At 69.1% G+C, this 16,305-nt stretch carries 15 protein-coding genes and 1 tRNA gene; 10 read left to right on the top strand and 6 right to left on the bottom strand.

Features of this window, described 5'->3' with window-relative positions; genetic code table 11:
* From GIY56_RS13680 to GIY56_RS13650, 7 genes are all read left to right on the top strand, one after another.
* Positions 1–2,964 carry a helicase-related protein gene (locus GIY56_RS13680; protein WP_230312534.1) on the top strand — a complete coding sequence of 988 codons (2,964 nt, stop codon included), beginning with the start codon at positions 1–3 and terminating at the stop codon, positions 2,962–2,964.
* A complete protein-coding gene (locus GIY56_RS13675) occupies positions 2,961–3,239 on the top strand; it encodes an RNA-binding S4 domain-containing protein (RefSeq protein ID WP_328288554.1) in 279 nt (92 codons plus the stop codon). Before GIY56_RS13680 ends, GIY56_RS13675 begins: the two co-directional genes overlap by 4 nt.
* A 156-nt stretch (positions 3,240–3,395) precedes the next feature.
* Positions 3,396–3,734, top strand: coding sequence for a ferredoxin FdxA (gene fdxA / locus GIY56_RS13670; protein WP_154765406.1), 339 nt, complete (start codon positions 3,396–3,398; stop codon positions 3,732–3,734).
* Between the two features lie 336 nt (positions 3,735–4,070).
* Positions 4,071–4,580: a CarD family transcriptional regulator gene (locus GIY56_RS13665; protein WP_154765405.1), complete on the top strand. Its 510-nt coding sequence runs from the start codon at positions 4,071–4,073 to the stop codon at positions 4,578–4,580.
* A 105-nt stretch (positions 4,581–4,685) separates the two neighbouring features.
* The gene (locus tag GIY56_RS13660; RefSeq protein ID WP_328288553.1) at positions 4,686–5,153 is read left to right on the top strand and encodes a GNAT family N-acetyltransferase; all 468 of its coding nucleotides are present in this window, start codon (positions 4,686–4,688) and stop codon (positions 5,151–5,153) included.
* 7 nt (positions 5,154–5,160) lie between these two features.
* Complete coding sequence (locus tag GIY56_RS13655) at positions 5,161–5,496, top strand: MliC family protein (protein WP_154765404.1); 336 nt, start codon at positions 5,161–5,163, stop codon at positions 5,494–5,496.
* A 40-nt stretch (positions 5,497–5,536) separates the two neighbouring features.
* A tRNA-Arg gene (locus GIY56_RS13650) sits at positions 5,537–5,613 on the top strand.
* Between the two features lie 56 nt (positions 5,614–5,669).
* Here GIY56_RS13650 and GIY56_RS13645 read toward each other — a convergent pair.
* From GIY56_RS13645 to GIY56_RS13625, 5 genes are all read right to left on the bottom strand, one after another.
* On the bottom strand, positions 5,670–6,149 hold the full coding sequence (locus GIY56_RS13645) for a DUF1236 domain-containing protein (protein ID WP_154765403.1): 480 nt from the start codon (positions 6,147–6,149) through the stop codon (positions 5,670–5,672).
* Between the two features lie 86 nt (positions 6,150–6,235).
* Entirely contained in the window at positions 6,236–7,204 is a 969-nt protein-coding gene (locus GIY56_RS13640; RefSeq protein WP_154765402.1) for a TRAP transporter substrate-binding protein, read from the bottom strand.
* Between the two features lie 3 nt (positions 7,205–7,207).
* A complete protein-coding gene (locus tag GIY56_RS13635) occupies positions 7,208–8,467 on the bottom strand; it encodes a TRAP transporter large permease (protein ID WP_154765401.1) in 1,260 nt (419 codons plus the stop codon).
* Entirely contained in the window at positions 8,464–9,006 is a 543-nt protein-coding gene (locus GIY56_RS13630) for a TRAP transporter small permease (RefSeq protein WP_154765400.1), read from the bottom strand. The genes GIY56_RS13635 and GIY56_RS13630 overlap by 4 nt, the downstream gene beginning before the upstream one ends.
* A gap of 4 nt (positions 9,007–9,010) precedes the next feature.
* Complete coding sequence (locus GIY56_RS13625; protein WP_154765399.1) at positions 9,011–9,577, bottom strand: cytochrome b; 567 nt, start codon at positions 9,575–9,577, stop codon at positions 9,011–9,013.
* Positions 9,578–9,759: 182 nt separating this feature from the next.
* Between GIY56_RS13625 and GIY56_RS13620 the strand changes: the two genes are divergently transcribed.
* The 3 genes from GIY56_RS13620 to GIY56_RS13610 are packed head-to-tail and all read left to right on the top strand — an operon-like array spanning position 9,760 to position 15,468.
* Positions 9,760–11,382 (top strand): (2,3-dihydroxybenzoyl)adenylate synthase, encoded by a 1,623-nt coding sequence (locus tag GIY56_RS13620; protein WP_328288552.1) that lies wholly within the window; start codon positions 9,760–9,762, stop codon positions 11,380–11,382.
* On the top strand, positions 11,379–11,615 hold the full coding sequence (locus tag GIY56_RS13615) for a phosphopantetheine-binding protein (protein ID WP_154765398.1): 237 nt from the start codon (positions 11,379–11,381) through the stop codon (positions 11,613–11,615). The genes GIY56_RS13620 and GIY56_RS13615 overlap by 4 nt, the downstream gene beginning before the upstream one ends.
* Complete coding sequence (locus GIY56_RS13610; RefSeq protein ID WP_230312533.1) at positions 11,608–15,468, top strand: non-ribosomal peptide synthetase; 3,861 nt, start codon at positions 11,608–11,610, stop codon at positions 15,466–15,468. Before GIY56_RS13615 ends, GIY56_RS13610 begins: the two co-directional genes overlap by 8 nt.
* On the opposite strand, the gene GIY56_RS13605 is transcribed toward GIY56_RS13610, so the two are convergent.
* Complete coding sequence (locus GIY56_RS13605) at positions 15,411–16,268, bottom strand: alpha/beta hydrolase (protein WP_230312532.1); 858 nt, start codon at positions 16,266–16,268, stop codon at positions 15,411–15,413. The two genes, GIY56_RS13610 and GIY56_RS13605, sit on opposite strands and share 58 nt — an antisense overlap.
* Positions 16,269–16,305: the final 37 nt, after the last annotated feature.

Below are 16,305 nucleotides of genomic sequence, written 5' to 3'. Positions count from 1 at the left end.
ATGACAATCCATGAACGCGGCCGGGTAACGGCCATCCTTGGCCCGACCAACACCGGGAAAACGCATTACGCGATCGAGCGGATGCTGGCGCACCGCACCGGCGTCATCGGCCTGCCCCTGCGCCTGCTGGCGCGAGAGGTGTATGACCGCATCGTCAAGGCGCGCGGCCCGTCCGTCGTGGCCCTGGTCACGGGCGAGGAGCGCATCGTCCCCGACCGCGTGCAATACTGGGTCGCCACGACCGAGGCCATGCCCGACATCGCCGCCGATTTCGTGGCCATCGACGAGATCCAGCTCTGCGCCGATCCCGAACGCGGCCATGTCTTCACCGACCGCCTGCTGAAGATGCGGGGGTTGCACGAAACGCTGTTCCTGGGCAGCGACACGATGCGCCCGGCCATCGCCCAACTGATCCCCGGCGTGCAGTTCCAGCGGCGCGACCGGCTGTCGCAACTGTCCTGGTCGGGGTCCAAGAAGCTGTCGCGGATGCCCGCGCGGTCGGCCATCGTGGGGTTCAGCGTCGATGACGTTTATGCCATGGCCGAGCTGATCCGGCGGCAAAAGGGCGGCTGCGCGGTGGTCATGGGCGCGCTGTCGCCCCGCACCCGCAACGCCCAGGTCGCCATGTATCAGGCGGGCGAGGTCGATTACCTGGTCGCCACCGACGCCATCGGCATGGGCCTGAACCTGGACATCCGGCACGTGGCCTTTTCCGCCACCCACAAGTTCGACGGCCGCCGCGTCCGCCCCCTGTTCCCGCACGAGATGGGCCAGATCGCGGGCCGGGCCGGGCGGCACACCGAATCCGGCACCTTCGGCGTGACCGGAGAGGCCGAGATCCTGGACGAGGGCCTGATCGACGCGATCGAGAACCACCGCTTTGCCCCCATCCAGCGGCTGACCTGGCGCAACACGGATTTGCAATTCGGCACCATGGACCGGCTGGTCGAAAGCCTGGAAGCGCCCTCGGGCCACGCCCTGCTGGGCCGGGGACGCGATGCCGACGACGTGCAGGCGCTCAAAACCCTGCGCGAGATCCCGGAAATCCGCGACCGCGTGCAGGGTGGGCAGGATGTGCGGCTTTTGTGGGATGTCTGCCGCGTGCCGGATTTCCGCGGCATCTCGCCCGCCGAACACACGACGCTGCTGGCGCGAATCTTCGGCTTTCTGCAGGATGGGGCGATCCCGTCGGACTGGCTGGGCAATGCCATCAAGCGGATCGACCTGACGCAAGGCGACATCGACGCGCTGTCCAAGCGGCTGGCCTATATCCGCACCTGGACCTATGTCGCGCAACGATCTGGCTGGGTGCAGGACGAAAGCCATTGGCGCGGCGAGACGCGCGCGGTAGAAGACCGCTTGTCGGACGCGTTGCACGCGGCGCTGACCCAACGATTTGTGGACCGGCGCACCTCGGTGCTGCTGCGCCGGCTCAAGCAGAAGGAGAGCCTGGTGGCCGAAGTGAACGACAAGGGCGAAGTGATGGTCGAGGGCGAATTCGCCGGCCGCCTGGAGGGTTTCCGCTTTCGCCCCGACCAGACCGGATCGGCGGACGAGGCCCGGATGCTGAACCGCGCCAGCTACGAGGCGCTGCGCCCCGAGTTCCACCTGCGCGCCGACCGCTTCTACAACGCGCCCGACACGGAACTGGACTATACCGAGCAGGGCGGGCTGATGTGGGGCACCGCCGCCATCGGCAAGCTGGTGCGCGGGTCCGATGCCCTGCATCCCGGCGTCGAGGTCTTCGTGGACGAGGAAGCCGGTCCCGAGATCGCCGAGAAGGTCAAGCGCCGCTTGCAGCACTTCATCGACCGCAAGGTCGCGGCGCTGTTCGAACCCCTGCTGACCCTGCAAAAGGACGAGGCGCTGACGGGCCTGGCGCGCGGCTTCGCCTTCCGCCTGGTCGAGGCACTTGGCGTCCTGCCGCGCGAAGGCATCGCGAACGAGGTGAAGGAGCTGGACCAGGACGCCCGCGGCGCGCTGCGCAAGCATGGCGTCCGCTTCGGCCAGTTCACGATCTTCATGCCCGCGCTGCTGAAACCCGCGCCGACCCGGCTGCGGCTGGTCCTGTGGTCACTGGCCGAAGGCCTGGACACCTTCCCCGAAAGCCCGCCCCCCGGGCTGGTCACGATCCCGCATATCGCCGAGGTGCCGGAACAGCACTACACCCTGTCGGGATACCGCCCCGCCGGCGAACGGGCGATCCGCATCGACATGCTGGAACGGCTGGCCGATCTGCTGCGCACCCAGGACACGCGCGGCGGGTTCGAGGCGAACCCCGACATGCTGTCGATCACCGGCATGACGCTGGAACAGTTCTCGCGCCTGATGGAAGGCCTGGGCTATGCCGCCGAAAAGGGCGAGCGGGCCAAGGTCAAGGCCGAGGTGCCAGCGGTGGTGCCCGCCCCCGAGGGCGAGGCATCCGACGCCCCCCTGACCGAGGAGGAAAGCGTCCTGGCCGCCGAGACCCGCGCCCGCTGGGAAGCCGAGCAGGCCGAAAAGCGCCGCGCCGAAGCCGAGGCCGCGGGCGAGCCGGTCGAGGAAGCCGCGCCCGAGATGGAGGTGTTCTATACCTTCCGCTGGGCGCCGAAGCCCCGTCCGAACCGCCGTCCCCAGGGCGACGGGCAGAACCGCCGCACCAGCAACGGCCCGCGCCGCGATGGTGCCGCGCCGCAGGAGGCCCCGCGCGAAGCCCGTGCCGAACGGCCTGACCGCGGCGAACGCCCTGCCCAGGGAGAACGCCAGGACCGCCCGGACGGCGGCCGTCCCAACCGGGAACGCCGCGAAAAGCAGGAAGGCCGGGACCGCGGCGACGGGGGCAAGCCGCGCGGCAAGGACGGCTTCAAGAAGGGCGGCGGCAAGCCGCAGCACAACAAGCCCGCGACCTTCTCGTCCCGCCCCGAGAAGAAGGCCGATCCCGACAGCCCCTTCGCAATCCTCGCGGCCTTGAAGGACAAGAAGTGACCGAACCCCCGGGCGCGCTGCGTCTGGACAAGTGGCTGTTCTTCGCGCGGGTCTTCAAGTCCCGCGCGATTGCCGTCGAACGGATCGAGGCCGGGGGCGTGCGGGTGAACGACCAGCCCTGCAACAAGCCCGGCAAGCTGGTCAGGGCCGGCGACCGGGTGGTCGTCTCGGCCTTCGGCCAGGTCCGGGCGCTGGAAGTCACCGCGCTTGGCCAGCGTCGAGGTCCCGCCACCGAGGCGCAGGGCCTGTATCACGAGCTTGGCTCCGAAGGTTAGGCGCGCCGGACTGCCGTTCAGGCTGCGGGCAAGCCTCCCGAACGGCCGTTTTCCGTCCCCTCGATTTGCCGCGATGGCGGTCTTTTCCGCCGCCGCAGCCTTGAATGATCCTGATGCCGGGCGTAACTAGCGCCTCGGACGGAAGTGGAGCGTGCGATGACCTATGTCGTGACCGATAATTGCATCATGTGCAAATATACCGACTGCGTCGAGGTCTGTCCGGTGGACTGCTTCTACGAGGGCGAGAACACGCTGGTCATCCATCCCGACGAATGCATCGACTGCGGCGTCTGCGAACCCGAATGCCCCGCCGACGCGATCCGCCCCGATACCGAACCGGCGATGGAACCCTGGGTCGAGTTCAATCGCAAGTATTCGGAAATCTGGCCGGTCATCACCCAGAAGAAGGACCCGCTGCCGACCGCTGCCGAAATGGACGGCGTGCCCGGCAAGCTTGACAAGTATTTCTCGGAAGCGCCGGGCGAGGGCGACTGATCCCGTCCTGGGTGACGTGACGTTGCAGCGGGCGGGTTATACCGGCCTGTCCGGCGCCCGAACGCACGTCCTTGATCTGGCTGCATATCAGCCTTTCGTCCGGTCGCATGGCTGCGACGATCGAATTGCTTTTTCCGAAGCCGTTTTTGTGCTATCTTCCGGTCACATTCGCATCTGATGGGAGTCAGAGGCCCAGAGGATGTGCGCCCCCACTGCCGTTTCCTTGCCCTCTGCCGGGCGGGAACACCAACATGACCGATATATGGACCGGAGGCGGCTTCGCTGCTTGCGGTTCTTTTGTGTCCTTCCCGGAAGGCACCACCCAGAGGAAGCCAGATGTCCAAGACCAAGAAAAACGAATTCCGCCCCGATGACTTCGTCGTCTATCCGGCCCATGGCGTGGGCCGGATCGTGTCGATCGAAGAGCAGGAAGTCGCGGGGCTGCGCCTGGAAATGTTCGTCATCTCGTTCGAGAAGGACAAGATGACCCTGCGCGTCCCGACCGCCCGCGCGTCCGAGATCGGGATGCGCAGCCTGTCCACGCCCGACCTGATCGACCGCGCGCTGGAAACGCTGAAGGGCAAGGCCCGCGTCAAGCGCGCCATGTGGTCGCGCCGTGCGCAGGAATACGACCAGAAGATCAACTCGGGCGACCTGATGTCCATCGCCGAGGTCGTGCGCGACCTGCACCGCAACGACGACCAGCGCGAACAGTCCTATTCCGAACGCCAGCTTTACGAAGCCGCGCTGGACCGCCTGACCCGCGAAGTCGCCGCCGTCAGCGGCCTGGACGAAGGCGCGGCCCAGAAGCGCGTCGAGGAAGTCCTGCTGTCGCGCGCGGCCTGATCGCTTTTCCCGGCAAGGGCGGCCCGGCGGCCGCCCTTTTTGCATCCGGTTGCCGGTCCGCGCGATCCTTGCTAGCGATGCGGCAGCATTTGCCTCGAGGTCGCCGTGACGGAACCCCTTTCCTTTGCCCCCGAATCCCCGCTGACCGACGATCTGGCGCTGCTGTTCCAGCGCCACACCGCCGAGATGCACGCCGACACCCCGCCCGAATCGATCCACATGATGCCGCGCGAGGCGCTGATCTCGCCCGACATCGCCTTTTTCGTGCTGCGCCGGTCGGGCCAGCCGGTCGGGATGGCCGCCCTGAAGCGCCTGGACGGCACGCATGGAGAGGTGAAGTCCATGCATGTCCTGGCCGAGGCACGCGGCGCGGGCCTGTCGCGCCTGATGCTGGACCGGCTGATCGACCACGCGCGCGGCTTGGGCCTGACGCGCCTGTCGCTGGAAACCGGGGCGCAGCCGGGCTTTGCCGCCGCGCGGGGTCTTTATGCGCGGGGCGGCTTTGCCGAATGCCCGCCCTTCGGCAGCTATCGCCCCGATCCGAACAGCGTCTTCATGACCCTGGCCTTGTGAGGAAACGATGATCCGCATCCTGATCCCGGCCTTCGCGGGCGCCGCCACGATGGCGCTTGCGCAAACCGGCGACCTGATCCCCGTGACCTATGTCTGCGAACGCGGGGCCGAGGTTCCGGTGGTCTTCGTGAACCCCGATGGTGGCCAGGCCTATGCGGTGGCGCAGATCGACGGCAAGCTGCTGGGAATGCGCAACGTCGTTTCGGCCTCGGGCGCGCGCTATCGCAGCGGCGACGGCGCGGACGCCTATCAGTTGTGGTCCAAGGGCGACGGGGCGTTCATCTCGTTCGGGGCGGACGGGCAGGACCAGACGCTTTTCCAGGACTGCCGGGCGCGCGAGTGACTTGCGCATCGCCGCGCGATCCCGCAAAAACACGGCGCGTGGTCCCGTAGCTCAACTGGATAGAGCAGCCGACTTCTAATCGGCAGGTTGAGGGTTCGATTCCTTCCGGGATCGCCAAAACGCGACAGGCTGGCGCAAGGGCCAGCCTGTCGGTCGTCCCGGGGACGCAGGGCTTATTCGTAGATATGGATGATCTTGCGGCTGCCGGGTTCGACCAGGACCGGCCGGTCGTTCACATAGACATACTGGTATTGCGTGTTCGGCAGGGTCTGCACCGGGGCGGTTTCCGGGATCACCGTGCCCACGGCAGGCCCGCCGTCCAGTATCACGGATTCGGTCCGATGCTCCAGCACATAGGTGCGGGTCTCGGGGGTCATCGCGTCCTCGGACACGTCGCCCATGACGGCACCGGCAAGCCCGCCGACCGCCGCGCCGATGGGTCCGCCCACGACGGCACCGGCAATCGCGCCCGAGGCCGCCCCGCCCATGGCGCCGCCGCCGGTGGTGGCGGGGTCTTGCGTCTGGACCTGCTGCACGGTGGTCGAGGGTGTCGTCACGACAACCGGATCGGGGTTCGTGATGACGGTCGTCTGGGCAAAGGCTGCACCGGCGGCCAGGGTGGCGGCGGTGGTCAGGCCAATGATCGTCTTCATGGGATGTCTCCAGTCATGATATGGGGAGACAAGCGCCAAGGGCACCCGGAAGTTCCCCGATGCCCGGACCGGTGATCGCCCGTAACCTATTGCTTCACCAGCAGGCTGTTACGCTCGGCTTCAAGTTCAACCAGAAGTGGTGTGCGGTTGCGCCATTCGCGATACCAGCTTTCCACGGCATTCCCGAAGACCTCGGGACCGGCCTTTTCCAGCGGCGCACCCGCCTCGGCCAGCCGGGCGCGATAGTCCGCGTCGATCCGGGGATAGGCGGCGCGGATCTCGGCTGTGGTCTCGGCCATCAGGCGGGTGATCAGGGCGCGGTCCTCGTCGTTATAGGTCTGCCACTTGCGCCCTGACGCGACGGCGAACATGGGAAAGATCATGTGCTGCGTGTCGAGGATCGCGGCCGAATGGTCGTGGAAGCGGTTGTTCCAGGTGCCCTCCAGGTCGATCTGCATCCCGTCGATCTGGCCGTTGGCATAGGCGTCGAACAGGTCCGGCAGCGGCAGGGGCGTCGGCGCCGTCCCGGCCCGGGTCCAGAAGTCCAGTTCCTGCGCCAGCGGCACGGTGCGGATCTTGCGGCCCGCCAGGGTCTGCCCCTCGGCGACGGGATCGGACACCAGGACGATCCGCATCCCCGCCATGCCAAGCCCAAGTCCCTTCAGCCCAAGCCCGCCCAGCTTGTCCTGCAATGCGGTGGCGGTCTTGCCCTCCAGCAGCTTGGCGGCGGTTTCGGCGTCGGGCACCAGATAGGGCGCGACAAGGATGCCGAAATCGGGGTTGCGGTTCGCAAGTTCGCCCACGGTCAGGAAGGCGAAATCCAGCGCGCCCGATTGCAGCTGTTGCAGCATCTGCGCCTCGTTGCCCAACTGGCCCGAGGGGAAGACGCTCAGGTCCAGCCGGCCCTCGGTTTCGTCAGCCAGGGCTTTGGCCAGGTGCTGCGCCGATTGCGTCCACTGGTGCGAGGGCGGCGTGACCATGCCGATGCGCAGCGTTTCGGCGGACAGGGGGCTTGCCAGGAACAGCAGGCAGGCGGCGGCTTTCAGGATAGTCATGGGTCAGGTTCCTGCGTGAAGGGCGGCGATGATGGACATGCCCGCCAGGACGGCCAGCATGGCGATGAAGAAGGGGAACAGCAGCCAGGACAGCCGTTCCGCGCGCACGCCCGTCAGCAGGGATGCCGTGAACAGCCCCGCGCCCACCGGCGGCGACAAGAGGCCAAGCGCCAGGTTCGCGCACAGGATCACGCCGAAGGCCAGCGGGTCGATGCCGTAAACGTCCGTCGCGATGGGCAGCAGGACCGGGGCGGTCAGGATGATGGCGGGGATCGGCTCCAGCACGGTGCCGAGCGCCAGCAGCAGCAGGTTCAGCAGGATCAGGAACATCAGCGGGGATCCGGCCATGTCCTGCACCCAGGCTGCGGCCGTGGCGGGCAGGTTGCCGAAGGTCAGCACCCAGGCCAGCACCTGCGCCGCGGCCACCAGATACAGCACCGCGCCCGCCGTCGCGGCGGTGCGCACCAGCGCCGCAGGCAGGTCGCGCAGGCGCAGTTCGTGGTAAACCAGCCCGCCCACGACAATCGCCGCGACCGAGGCCACGGCCGCGGCCTCGGTCGGGGTGGCGATGCCGCCCAGGATGGACCCCACGGCAATGGCGGGCACAACAAGCGCGGGCAGCGCATCGACGATGGCCCGCAGCCGGGCACGCGCGGGTTGCGACGGCACGCGGGGCAGATCGTGGCGCCAGCCCAGCCAGGCGATCACGGCGGCGAAGGACGCGGCCAGGGCCAGGCCGGGGACGACCGAGGCCACGAAGATGTCCGCCACCGGCACCTGCGCGATGGTCGCATAGACGATCAGGTTCATCGACGGCGGCACCACCGGCGCCAGCAACCCGCCCGCCGCCGTGACCGTCGCCGCCACGTCGCGGGGATAGCCCGCGCGCTCCATCTCCGGGACCGCCAGCCGGGCCATGACCGTCAACTGCGCCACGGTGGATCCCAGGATGGACGCCAGCATCAGGTTCGCCAGCAGGTTCACATGGGCCAGCCCCGCCCGCACCGGTCCCATCATCGCCTGCGCCAGGGCCAGCAGACGCCGCCCGATGCCGCCCGCGCCCATCAGCTCGCCCAGCAGGATGAACAGGGGCAGGGACAGCAGGCCGTAGCTTTCGATGCCCGCGAACAGTTGCTGGGCGAAGCCTTGCAGCAGGGCGGTATTGCCGCCCTCGGCGATCAGGATCATCGCCGTGGCGATCATGGCGAAGGCGATGGGCGCGCCAAGGCCCAGCAGCACCAGGAAGGACAGGCCCGCCGTCATGCCCGCAGTGCCCCGATGTCCTGGTGCAGCGCGGCCAGGCAGTGGAGCAGCGCGGTCGCGCACGTGAGGGGCAGGGCCAGCCAGAACCAGATCTTGCGCAAGCCCAAGGTGTTGGTCGGATCGGTATAAACGAAGTTGAAGCTTTCCGCTGCCAGCGCCGCGCCTGATCCCGCCCGCAGCAGGCCCGGCAGGTCGAACCACCGCCACAGGACCCCCGCCATCACCAGCAGGAAGCCCAGCATTGACAGGTCGGCCAGCAGCGCCAGCCCGGCCCGGCCGCGCGGCCCGAGCCGGTCGGGCAGCAGGCCGATGGCCATGTGGCCCTTCATCGCGATGCCCAGCGAGGCGCCGACAAGGGCCAGCACCACCATCAGATGCACGGCCAGCTCATCGGTCCAGATCAGCGGGCGTCCGGCGCTGCGCGAGACGACATTCGCCAGCAGCAGCAGCAGGATCGCGCCGACAAGGATGCCGCCCAGGGCCGCCTCGGCCCGCATTACGGCGCGGCTCAGCCGCTGCAAGGCGCTGCCCGGGGTCAAGGCGTCAGCCCCGCCGCCCGGCCATGCGCGCCAGCGTGCCGTCGCGCCACAGGGCCTGGTGCAGCCCGACCATCAGCACATGGCCCGCGACCAGCGCCAGCAGGAACCACCCAAGTTCCCCGTGCAGCGCGCCCGCCAGGGTGCCGGTCCATTCGACAGGGGGCGTCTTGGCCGAGAAGATCTCGAACCCGAAGGGCGCGAAGACTCGATCCGACCCCCAGGCCCGCAGCAGCGCCAGGCCAGGGATGACAAGCATCAGCAGATACAGCAGCGCGTGTCCCGCCGTTGCCGCCGTTCCCAGAAGCCCGCCGTCATGCGCGGGGCGGTTGCGGCGGTTCGACAGTGCCCAAAGCGCCCGCAGGACGACCAGCCCGAACAAGGCCGTGCCGACCGGCGCATGGCTGCCCACGAAGGGCGCCAGCCAGTCCTGCCGCCCATAGATCGCTCGCAGCCCCATACCCAGGAACTGCCACAGGATCAGCGCCGCCATTGTCCAATGCAGAAGGCGCGTCACCTTGCCATAGACCTGCGGCGTATCGCGGAGCGGCACCCGGGGGGCGGCATGGATCATGGCTTGACCTGTTCATCTGTTCGGGGACGACCGGCGGATGGCTGAAAGTGTTGGCTTTCCACGGGCCTTTCCCGTCCTTTAGCCGGTTGGCCGCGCCTGTCCAAGTCTGCTTCGCGGAAAGTTGACGATTTTCGTCAACTGGCTTATGCCGCTCTCCGAAGCCGCCCCCGGAAGGCAAGACCGTGACCCATTCCATGCCCAAGCAAATCTGGCCCGACGATCTTGCCGCGCGCTATCGCGCCAAGGGCTATTGGCGGGGCGAGGCCTTCGGGGATTTTCTGCGCGCCCGCGCGGCGGATCATCCCGACCGGCTGGCGGTTGTCGATGCCGAAAACCGCTGGACCTATGCCGATCTGCTGGCCCGCGCCGAATCGGCGGCGGGGGGATACTTGGCGCTTGGCTTGCAACCGGGGGACCGGGTGATCGTGCAGATCCCCAACATCGCGGCCTTCTTTCCCGCCGTCTTCGGGCTGTTCCTGGCAGGCCTGGTCCCGGTCTATGCGCTGCCCGCGCATCGCCAGACCGAGCTGATCCATTTCGCCCGACGCTCGGGCGCGAAGGCCATGGTGATCGCCGACCGGCACGAGGGATTCGACTATCGTCCCCTGGCGGACCTGGTTCGGGCCGAGGTTCCCGCCATCGCCCATGTCATCGTCATCGGCGATGCAGGCGATCACATCCCCTTCGACAGCCTGCGCCCCGGTCCCGCGCTGCCCGCCGTCGATCCCTCGGCGGTGGCCTTCCTGCAAATCTCGGGCGGGTCCACGGGCCTGTCCAAGCTGATCCCCCGGACGCATGACGATTACATCTACAGCTTCCGCGAAAGCGCGCGGATCTGCGGGCTGACGGGCGACAGCGTCTATCTGGCCGCGCTGCCCGTGGCCCACAACTTCCCGATGAGTTCCCCGGGCGTCTTCGGCGCGCTGTACGCAGGTGCCCGCGTGGTCATGGCGCCGAACCCGGCCGCCGAAACCGCCTTTTCCCTGATCGCGCGCGAAGGCGTGACGATCACCGGCGTGGTCCCGCCGCTGGCGCTGCTGTGGATGCAGGCGGCGGCCAAGACGCCGCACGACCTGTCCACCCTGCAAGTCCTGCAAGTCGGCGGCGCCAAGTTCATCCCCGAGGCCGCGGCCCGCGTCCGCCCGACGCTGGGCTGCACCCTGCAACAGGTCTTCGGCATGGCCGAGGGGCTGGTGAACTATACCCGCCTGGACGACCCCGAGGAGATCATCGTCACCACCCAAGGCCGCCCGATCAGCCCCGATGACGAGGTGCTGATCCTGGACGACACCGGCGACCCGGTCCCCGAGGGCGAACCCGGCCACCTGCTGACGCGCGGCCCCTATACGATCCGCGCCTATCACGACGACCCCTCGGCCAACGCCCGCAGCTTCACGCCCGACGGCTTTTATCGCACCGGCGACATCGTGAAACGGCTGCCCGGCGGATACCTGGTCGTGCAGGGCCGGGCGGGCGATCACATCAACCGCGCGGGCGAGAAGATTTCCGCCGAGGAGATCGAGGATCACCTGCTGGCCCACCCCGCCGTCTTCGACGCCGCCGTGGTGTCCATTCCCGACGAGTTCCTGGGCGAACGGACCTGCGCCTTCGTCATCGCCGCCGAAGGCACCAGTCCCCGCGCGCCGGAACTCAAGGCCTTCATGCGCGGGCGAGGGGTCGCGGACTTCAAGGTGCCCGACCAGATCGTCTTCGTGCCCGAATTCCAGACCACCGCCGTGGGCAAGATCAGCCGCAACGGGCTGCGCGCGGAGTTGCGCAGCCGCTATCTGAAGGAAACCGCATGACCCTGACGCTGGACCGGATGCGCGCCGATGTCGCACGGGCGATCCACATGGACCCCTCCGACATCCGAGACGACGACCACCTGGGCGACCTGGGCCTTGATTCCCTGCGCCTGATGCGGCTGGTCCTGGCGTGGGAGGAAGCCGGGCTGCGTGCCGATTTCAGCCTGTTCGCCGAATACGAGACCCTGGGCGACTGGTGGACCCATGTCGTCGCCCCCGCCGCCGATGCCTGACGCCCGCCCCCTGACCAAGGCGCAGGAGGGGCTGTGGTATGCCCAGACCCTCGACCCCGCCAACCCGATCCTGAACACCGGGCAGTATCTGGACCTGCGCGGCCCGGTCGATCCCGACGCGCTGCGCCAGGCGCTGACCCGGACGCTTGCGGAAACCGAGGCGCTGCGCTTGCGCTTCCGCCAGGGGCCGGACGGGCCGGAACAGTGGCTGGACCCCGCGCCCATCACGCCCGCCGTCCTTCACGCGACCGAGGCCGAGGCGCTGGCGATGATGCGCGCCGACAGCGACCGGGCGCTTGATCTGGCGCGCGATCCGGCGGCGGCGTTCACGATCTTTGTCCTCGGCCCCGATCGGGTGCTGGTCTATGAACGCATCCACCACCTCGCCATCGACGGCTATGGCATGGTGCTGCTGACCAACCGGATTGGAGAGCATTACTCGGCCATCGTGACCGGCGGGGCCACGCCCTTGCCCTTTCCGCCCTTGGACCGTGCTTACGATGAGGACGCAGCCTATCGCGCGTCCGACAAGCGCGCGGCGGACGCCGCCTGGTGGCGCGACCATCTGCGCGACCTGCCCGAGGCGACAGGTCCCGCCACCGGCACCGCCGTCAGCGCGCATTATTTCTTGCACGAAAGCCGCTGGCTTGACCCGGCGCTGCTGGCCCGGCTTGCTGCCTTTGCGGACGCCCACGACCTCGGCTGGCCCGACGTGCTGACAGGGCTTGCGGGCGCCTATCTGGCCCGCTGGACCGGGGGCTGCGCGGTGATCGGCGTCCCCTTCATGGCGCGCATGGGCCGCAAGATCGCGCGGCTGCCCTGCATGGCGATGAACGTCCTGCCGCAGCGCGTCGCCCTAGACGAGGATGCGCCCCTGGCCGACTGGCTGGCGGCCTTGGCGCGCGACATGAGCCAAGCCCGCCGCCACGGCCTTTACCGCAGCGAACAGCTGCGCCGCGACCTGGGCCTGATCGGCGGGTCGCGCAGGCTTTACGGCCCGCTGGTCAATGTCCAACCCTTCGACCGCGCGCCGCGCTTCGCGGGCTTGCAGGTGGGCCTGCACATCCTGGGGGCGGGGGCGGTGGACGACCTGACCCTGACCTTCCGGGGCGATCCGCAGGCTGGAATGCTGTTCGAGGTGGACGCGAACCCGACCCTCTATTCCTCGCAGGACGTGGCGGGCCATGCCGCGCGCCTGCCGGACTTCATTGCCGCCGCCTTGGACGCTGCGACCCTGGCGCAGGTGCCGACGGCCAGCCGGGCCGAGATCACTGCCGCCGCCGCCATCAACGCGACCGACCACCCGGTCCCCGACACGACGCTGGTCGCGCTGATCGAGGCGCGGATGGCCGCGACCCCCGACGCGCCCGCCGTCACCTTCGGCAATACCACCATCAGCTTCGCGAAACTCGACCGGCGCAGCGCGGCCTTGGCGGGGCATCTGGCGCAGCATGGGGCAGGACCGGGCCGCATCGTCGCCGTGGCGCTGGAACGGTCGCCGGACCTGCCCGTCGTCCTGCTGGCGATCCTGCGCGCGGGGGCGGCCTATCTGCCGCTGGACCCGGATCATCCGCCCGAACGGATCGCGCGGATCCTGTCAATGGCGCAGCCCGTCGCGGTCGTGACGCAGCCTGACTTGGCGGGCCTGTTCCCGCCCGACGCGCCCCTGCTGACCGAATGGCCCGACAAGGGCACCCCGCCGACCCCGCCCGCGTCGGGCGACATGGCCTATGTGATCTACACCTCCGGCTCCACCGGCGAACCCAAGGGCGTGGTGATCGAGCATCGCGCCATCGTCAACCGCCTGCTGTGGATGCGCGACCACTATGGCATCGACGCCACCGACCGCATCCTGCAAAAGACCCCCGCGACCTTCGACGTGTCGGTCTGGGAATTCTTCCTGCCCATGATCGCGGGCGCGGAGCTGGTCATGGCCCCGCCCGGCGCGCATCGCGACCCTTCCGTCATCGCCGCGCTGATCCGCCGTCATGCGATCACCACCCTGCATTTCGTGCCCTCGATGCTGTCGGCCTTCTTGGCCGCGCCCGCGTCCGAAGGGATCGCGCTGCGCCGCGTCTTCTGCTCGGGCGAGGAACTGACCGCCGACCAACGCGCCCGCTTTCACCGCCGCATCCGGGCGGAACTGCACAACCTTTATGGCCCGACCGAGGCTGCCGTGGATGTCAGCTTCTGGCCCGCCGGGCCGGACGACGCGTCGAACCCGCTGCCCATCGGCTGGCCGGTCTGGAACACGTCCCTGCACGTTTTGGACGACCGGATGCGCCCGGTCCCGCCGGGTCTGGCAGGGCATCTGTATCTGGGCGGCGCGCAGCTTGCGCGCGGCTATCTGGGCCGCGACGACCTGACCGCGCAGCGGTTCGTCATCGGTCCCGATGGCGCGCGGCTTTACGCCACCGGCGACCTGGCGCGCAGGCGGCATGACGGGGCGGTGGTCTATCTGGGCCGGTCCGACCACCAGGTGAAGATCCGGGGCCTGCGGATCGAGCTCGGCGAGATCGAGGCCGCCATCATGGCCACCGGCCTTGCCCGCGAATGCGTGGTCCTGGCGCGAGAGGATCGGGCCGAGGACCGCCGTCTGGTCGCCTATCTGGTGCCGTCCGAGACTTGGGCCGAGGGGCTGCTGGCCCAGCATCTGTCGGTCAAGCTGCCCGCCTATATGGTCCCGTCGGCTTGGGTGCTTCTAGACGCGCTGCCCGTCACCGCGAACGGCAAGCTGGACCGCAAGGCGCTGCCCGCGCCGCAATTCTCGGCTGCCGGGCGGGATGCGGAAACGGATGCCGAACGGCTGCTGGCGCGGCTTTACGCCGAGGTTCTGCACCTGCCGCAGCCACCCGGCATTCAGGCCGATTTCTTCGCCCTTGGCGGCGATTCCCTGTCCGCCGTCCGCCTGATCCTGCGGATCGAGGAGGAAACCGGCCACGACCCCGGCCTGGGCACGATCTTTGAACACCCGGTGCTGGAGCATCTGGCGGCGGCGCTTCAAACGACGCGTCAGGACCACGGGCTGAACCCCCTGATCCTGCTGGCGGACGGCGATCCTGCGGCGGCGCCGCTGTTCCTGATCCACCCGGCGGGCGGCATCGCCTGGGGCTATCGCCACCTCGCGCGGCTGATCGCGCCCGCGCGGCGGGTCTGGGGGGTGCAGCATCCGGGCCTTGACCTGACGGTGCCGCTGCCGGACAGCCTGGACGACCTGGCGCGCGACTATGCGGCGCGGGTCGCGGCGGTCGCGCCCGAGGGGCCGGTGCATCTGGCAGGCTGGTCCGTGGGCGGCATCCTGGCGCAGGCCGTGGCCATCGAACTGGCGGCGCTCGGGCGGCAGGCAGGAATTGTCGCGGCGCTGGACAGCTATCCCGCCGATGTCTGGCGGAATGAACCCGAACCCGATCCCGTCGCCGCCCTGCGCGCGCTGCTGGCGATCGCGGGCCATGACCCCGACGCGCATCGGGATCTGGACACGCGGCCCAAGGTCGTGGCCTTCCTGCGCGCGGGCGACACGGCCTTGGGCGCGCTGCCCGAAGCCGTGCTGGACGGCGTGGTCCGCACCGTCACCGACACGAACCGCCTGGTGCGCGGCCATCACCACCGCCCCTGGTCCGGCACGCTGACCCATATCCGCGCGGGCCTGGACCATCGGGACCGCGACCTGCGCGCAAGCCTGTGGCGCCCCCATGCCGCCCATGTCGAGGAACTGTCGGTGCCGTTCCTGCATCCGGCCATGACCTCGGCGGAAGCCTCGGCCCTGATCGCGCCGATGCTGGCCACGCGGATGGATCAGGCGGCGGCGAAGGGCAGAACCAGCGGCAGGGATCCGGCGATGGTTTCGATGTGAACCAGGCCCGGCAGGACATGGACCTGCGGTGACAAGCCGGGCCTGTCCCTCAGGTCGGCCAGGAACCGCATCGTCGCGGGCGCGGGACCATCGGGCGGCGGGCCGTCGCTGCCCGACCGCTTTTCCCGGTCGCCAAGCGCGGCCAGCAGCGGCGGCGGCGCGGCCATCCGGCCCGCGCTGTCGGCCACGCGGCGGATCAGGCCTTCGTCCCACCAGATCGAGGGGCTGATCGCGGCGTAACGCGCAAAGGCACCGGGCCGCGTCAGCAGCGCATAGAGCGTGAACAGCCCGCCGAAGGAATGCCCCCACAGCGTCCGCCGCGCGGGATCGACCGGCGCGGCAGCCTCGGCTGCCTGGCGCAAAGGCCCGGTCAGCCGGTCCAGGAACAGCGCGGCACCCCCCGCCATGCGGCCCGGATGGACGGGATCGGGGCGGATGCCGTCGCCCGGCCCCTCGGGCGCGGTGAAGTCCAGCGTGCGCTGTTCGCGCGCGAACTGCCGGTCGGTGTCATAGCCCACGCCCGCCAGCATCAGTCCCGGCGCCAGGGCCAGCAGGTCGGGTGTCAGGAAATCGAAGGCCGCGTTGCCGTCCAGCAGATACAGGATCGGCCAGCCCGCCACGGGCGGCGCGCCGCGCGGCACGGCCAGGAACAGCCGGTGGCCCGGACCCGCGTTCACGGCCATTTGCGACAGGCGATGCGTCGCCACTGGCTGGCCGAAAATCCGCAATGCAGCGGCTTTCCGGGCATGATCCGGCCCGACCCGGCCCGCGCCCTGCATTCCCGTGCAATCCCCCGCCATTTTCCCGCCCCGCCATGGTTGACAAACTTCGTCGGGA

The sequence above is a fragment of the Paracoccus lichenicola genome (assembly GCF_009708075.1).
Lineage (GTDB): Bacteria > Pseudomonadota > Alphaproteobacteria > Rhodobacterales > Rhodobacteraceae > Paracoccus > Paracoccus lichenicola.
The sequence above is the reverse complement of the archived record's forward strand: the minus strand, read 5'-3'. Positions and strand labels throughout refer to the sequence as shown.

Bases quoted from the DNA above. Each gene is read 5' to 3' on its own strand.
- GIY56_RS13610 (WP_230312533.1), top strand. From the start codon at position 11,608: ATGCCTGACGCCCGCCCCCTGACCAAGGCGCAGGAGGGGCTGTGGTAT.
- GIY56_RS13625 (WP_154765399.1), bottom strand. From the start codon at position 9,577: ATGATCCATGCCGCCCCCCGGGTGCCGCTCCGCGATACGCCGCAGGTC.
- GIY56_RS13635 (WP_154765401.1), bottom strand. From the start codon at position 8,467: ATGACGGCGGGCCTGTCCTTCCTGGTGCTGCTGGGCCTTGGCGCGCCC.
- GIY56_RS13665 (WP_154765405.1), top strand. From the start codon at position 4,071: ATGTCCAAGACCAAGAAAAACGAATTCCGCCCCGATGACTTCGTCGTC.
- GIY56_RS13605 (WP_230312532.1), bottom strand. From the start codon at position 16,268: ATGGCGGGGGATTGCACGGGAATGCAGGGCGCGGGCCGGGTCGGGCCG.
- GIY56_RS13615 (WP_154765398.1), top strand. From the start codon at position 11,379: ATGACCCTGACGCTGGACCGGATGCGCGCCGATGTCGCACGGGCGATC.
- GIY56_RS13655 (WP_154765404.1), top strand. From the start codon at position 5,161: ATGATCCGCATCCTGATCCCGGCCTTCGCGGGCGCCGCCACGATGGCG.
- GIY56_RS13640 (WP_154765402.1), bottom strand. From the start codon at position 7,204: ATGACTATCCTGAAAGCCGCCGCCTGCCTGCTGTTCCTGGCAAGCCCC.
- fdxA (WP_154765406.1), top strand. From the start codon at position 3,396: ATGACCTATGTCGTGACCGATAATTGCATCATGTGCAAATATACCGAC.
- GIY56_RS13645 (WP_154765403.1), bottom strand. From the start codon at position 6,149: ATGAAGACGATCATTGGCCTGACCACCGCCGCCACCCTGGCCGCCGGT.
- GIY56_RS13680 (WP_230312534.1), top strand. From the start codon at position 1: ATGACAATCCATGAACGCGGCCGGGTAACGGCCATCCTTGGCCCGACC.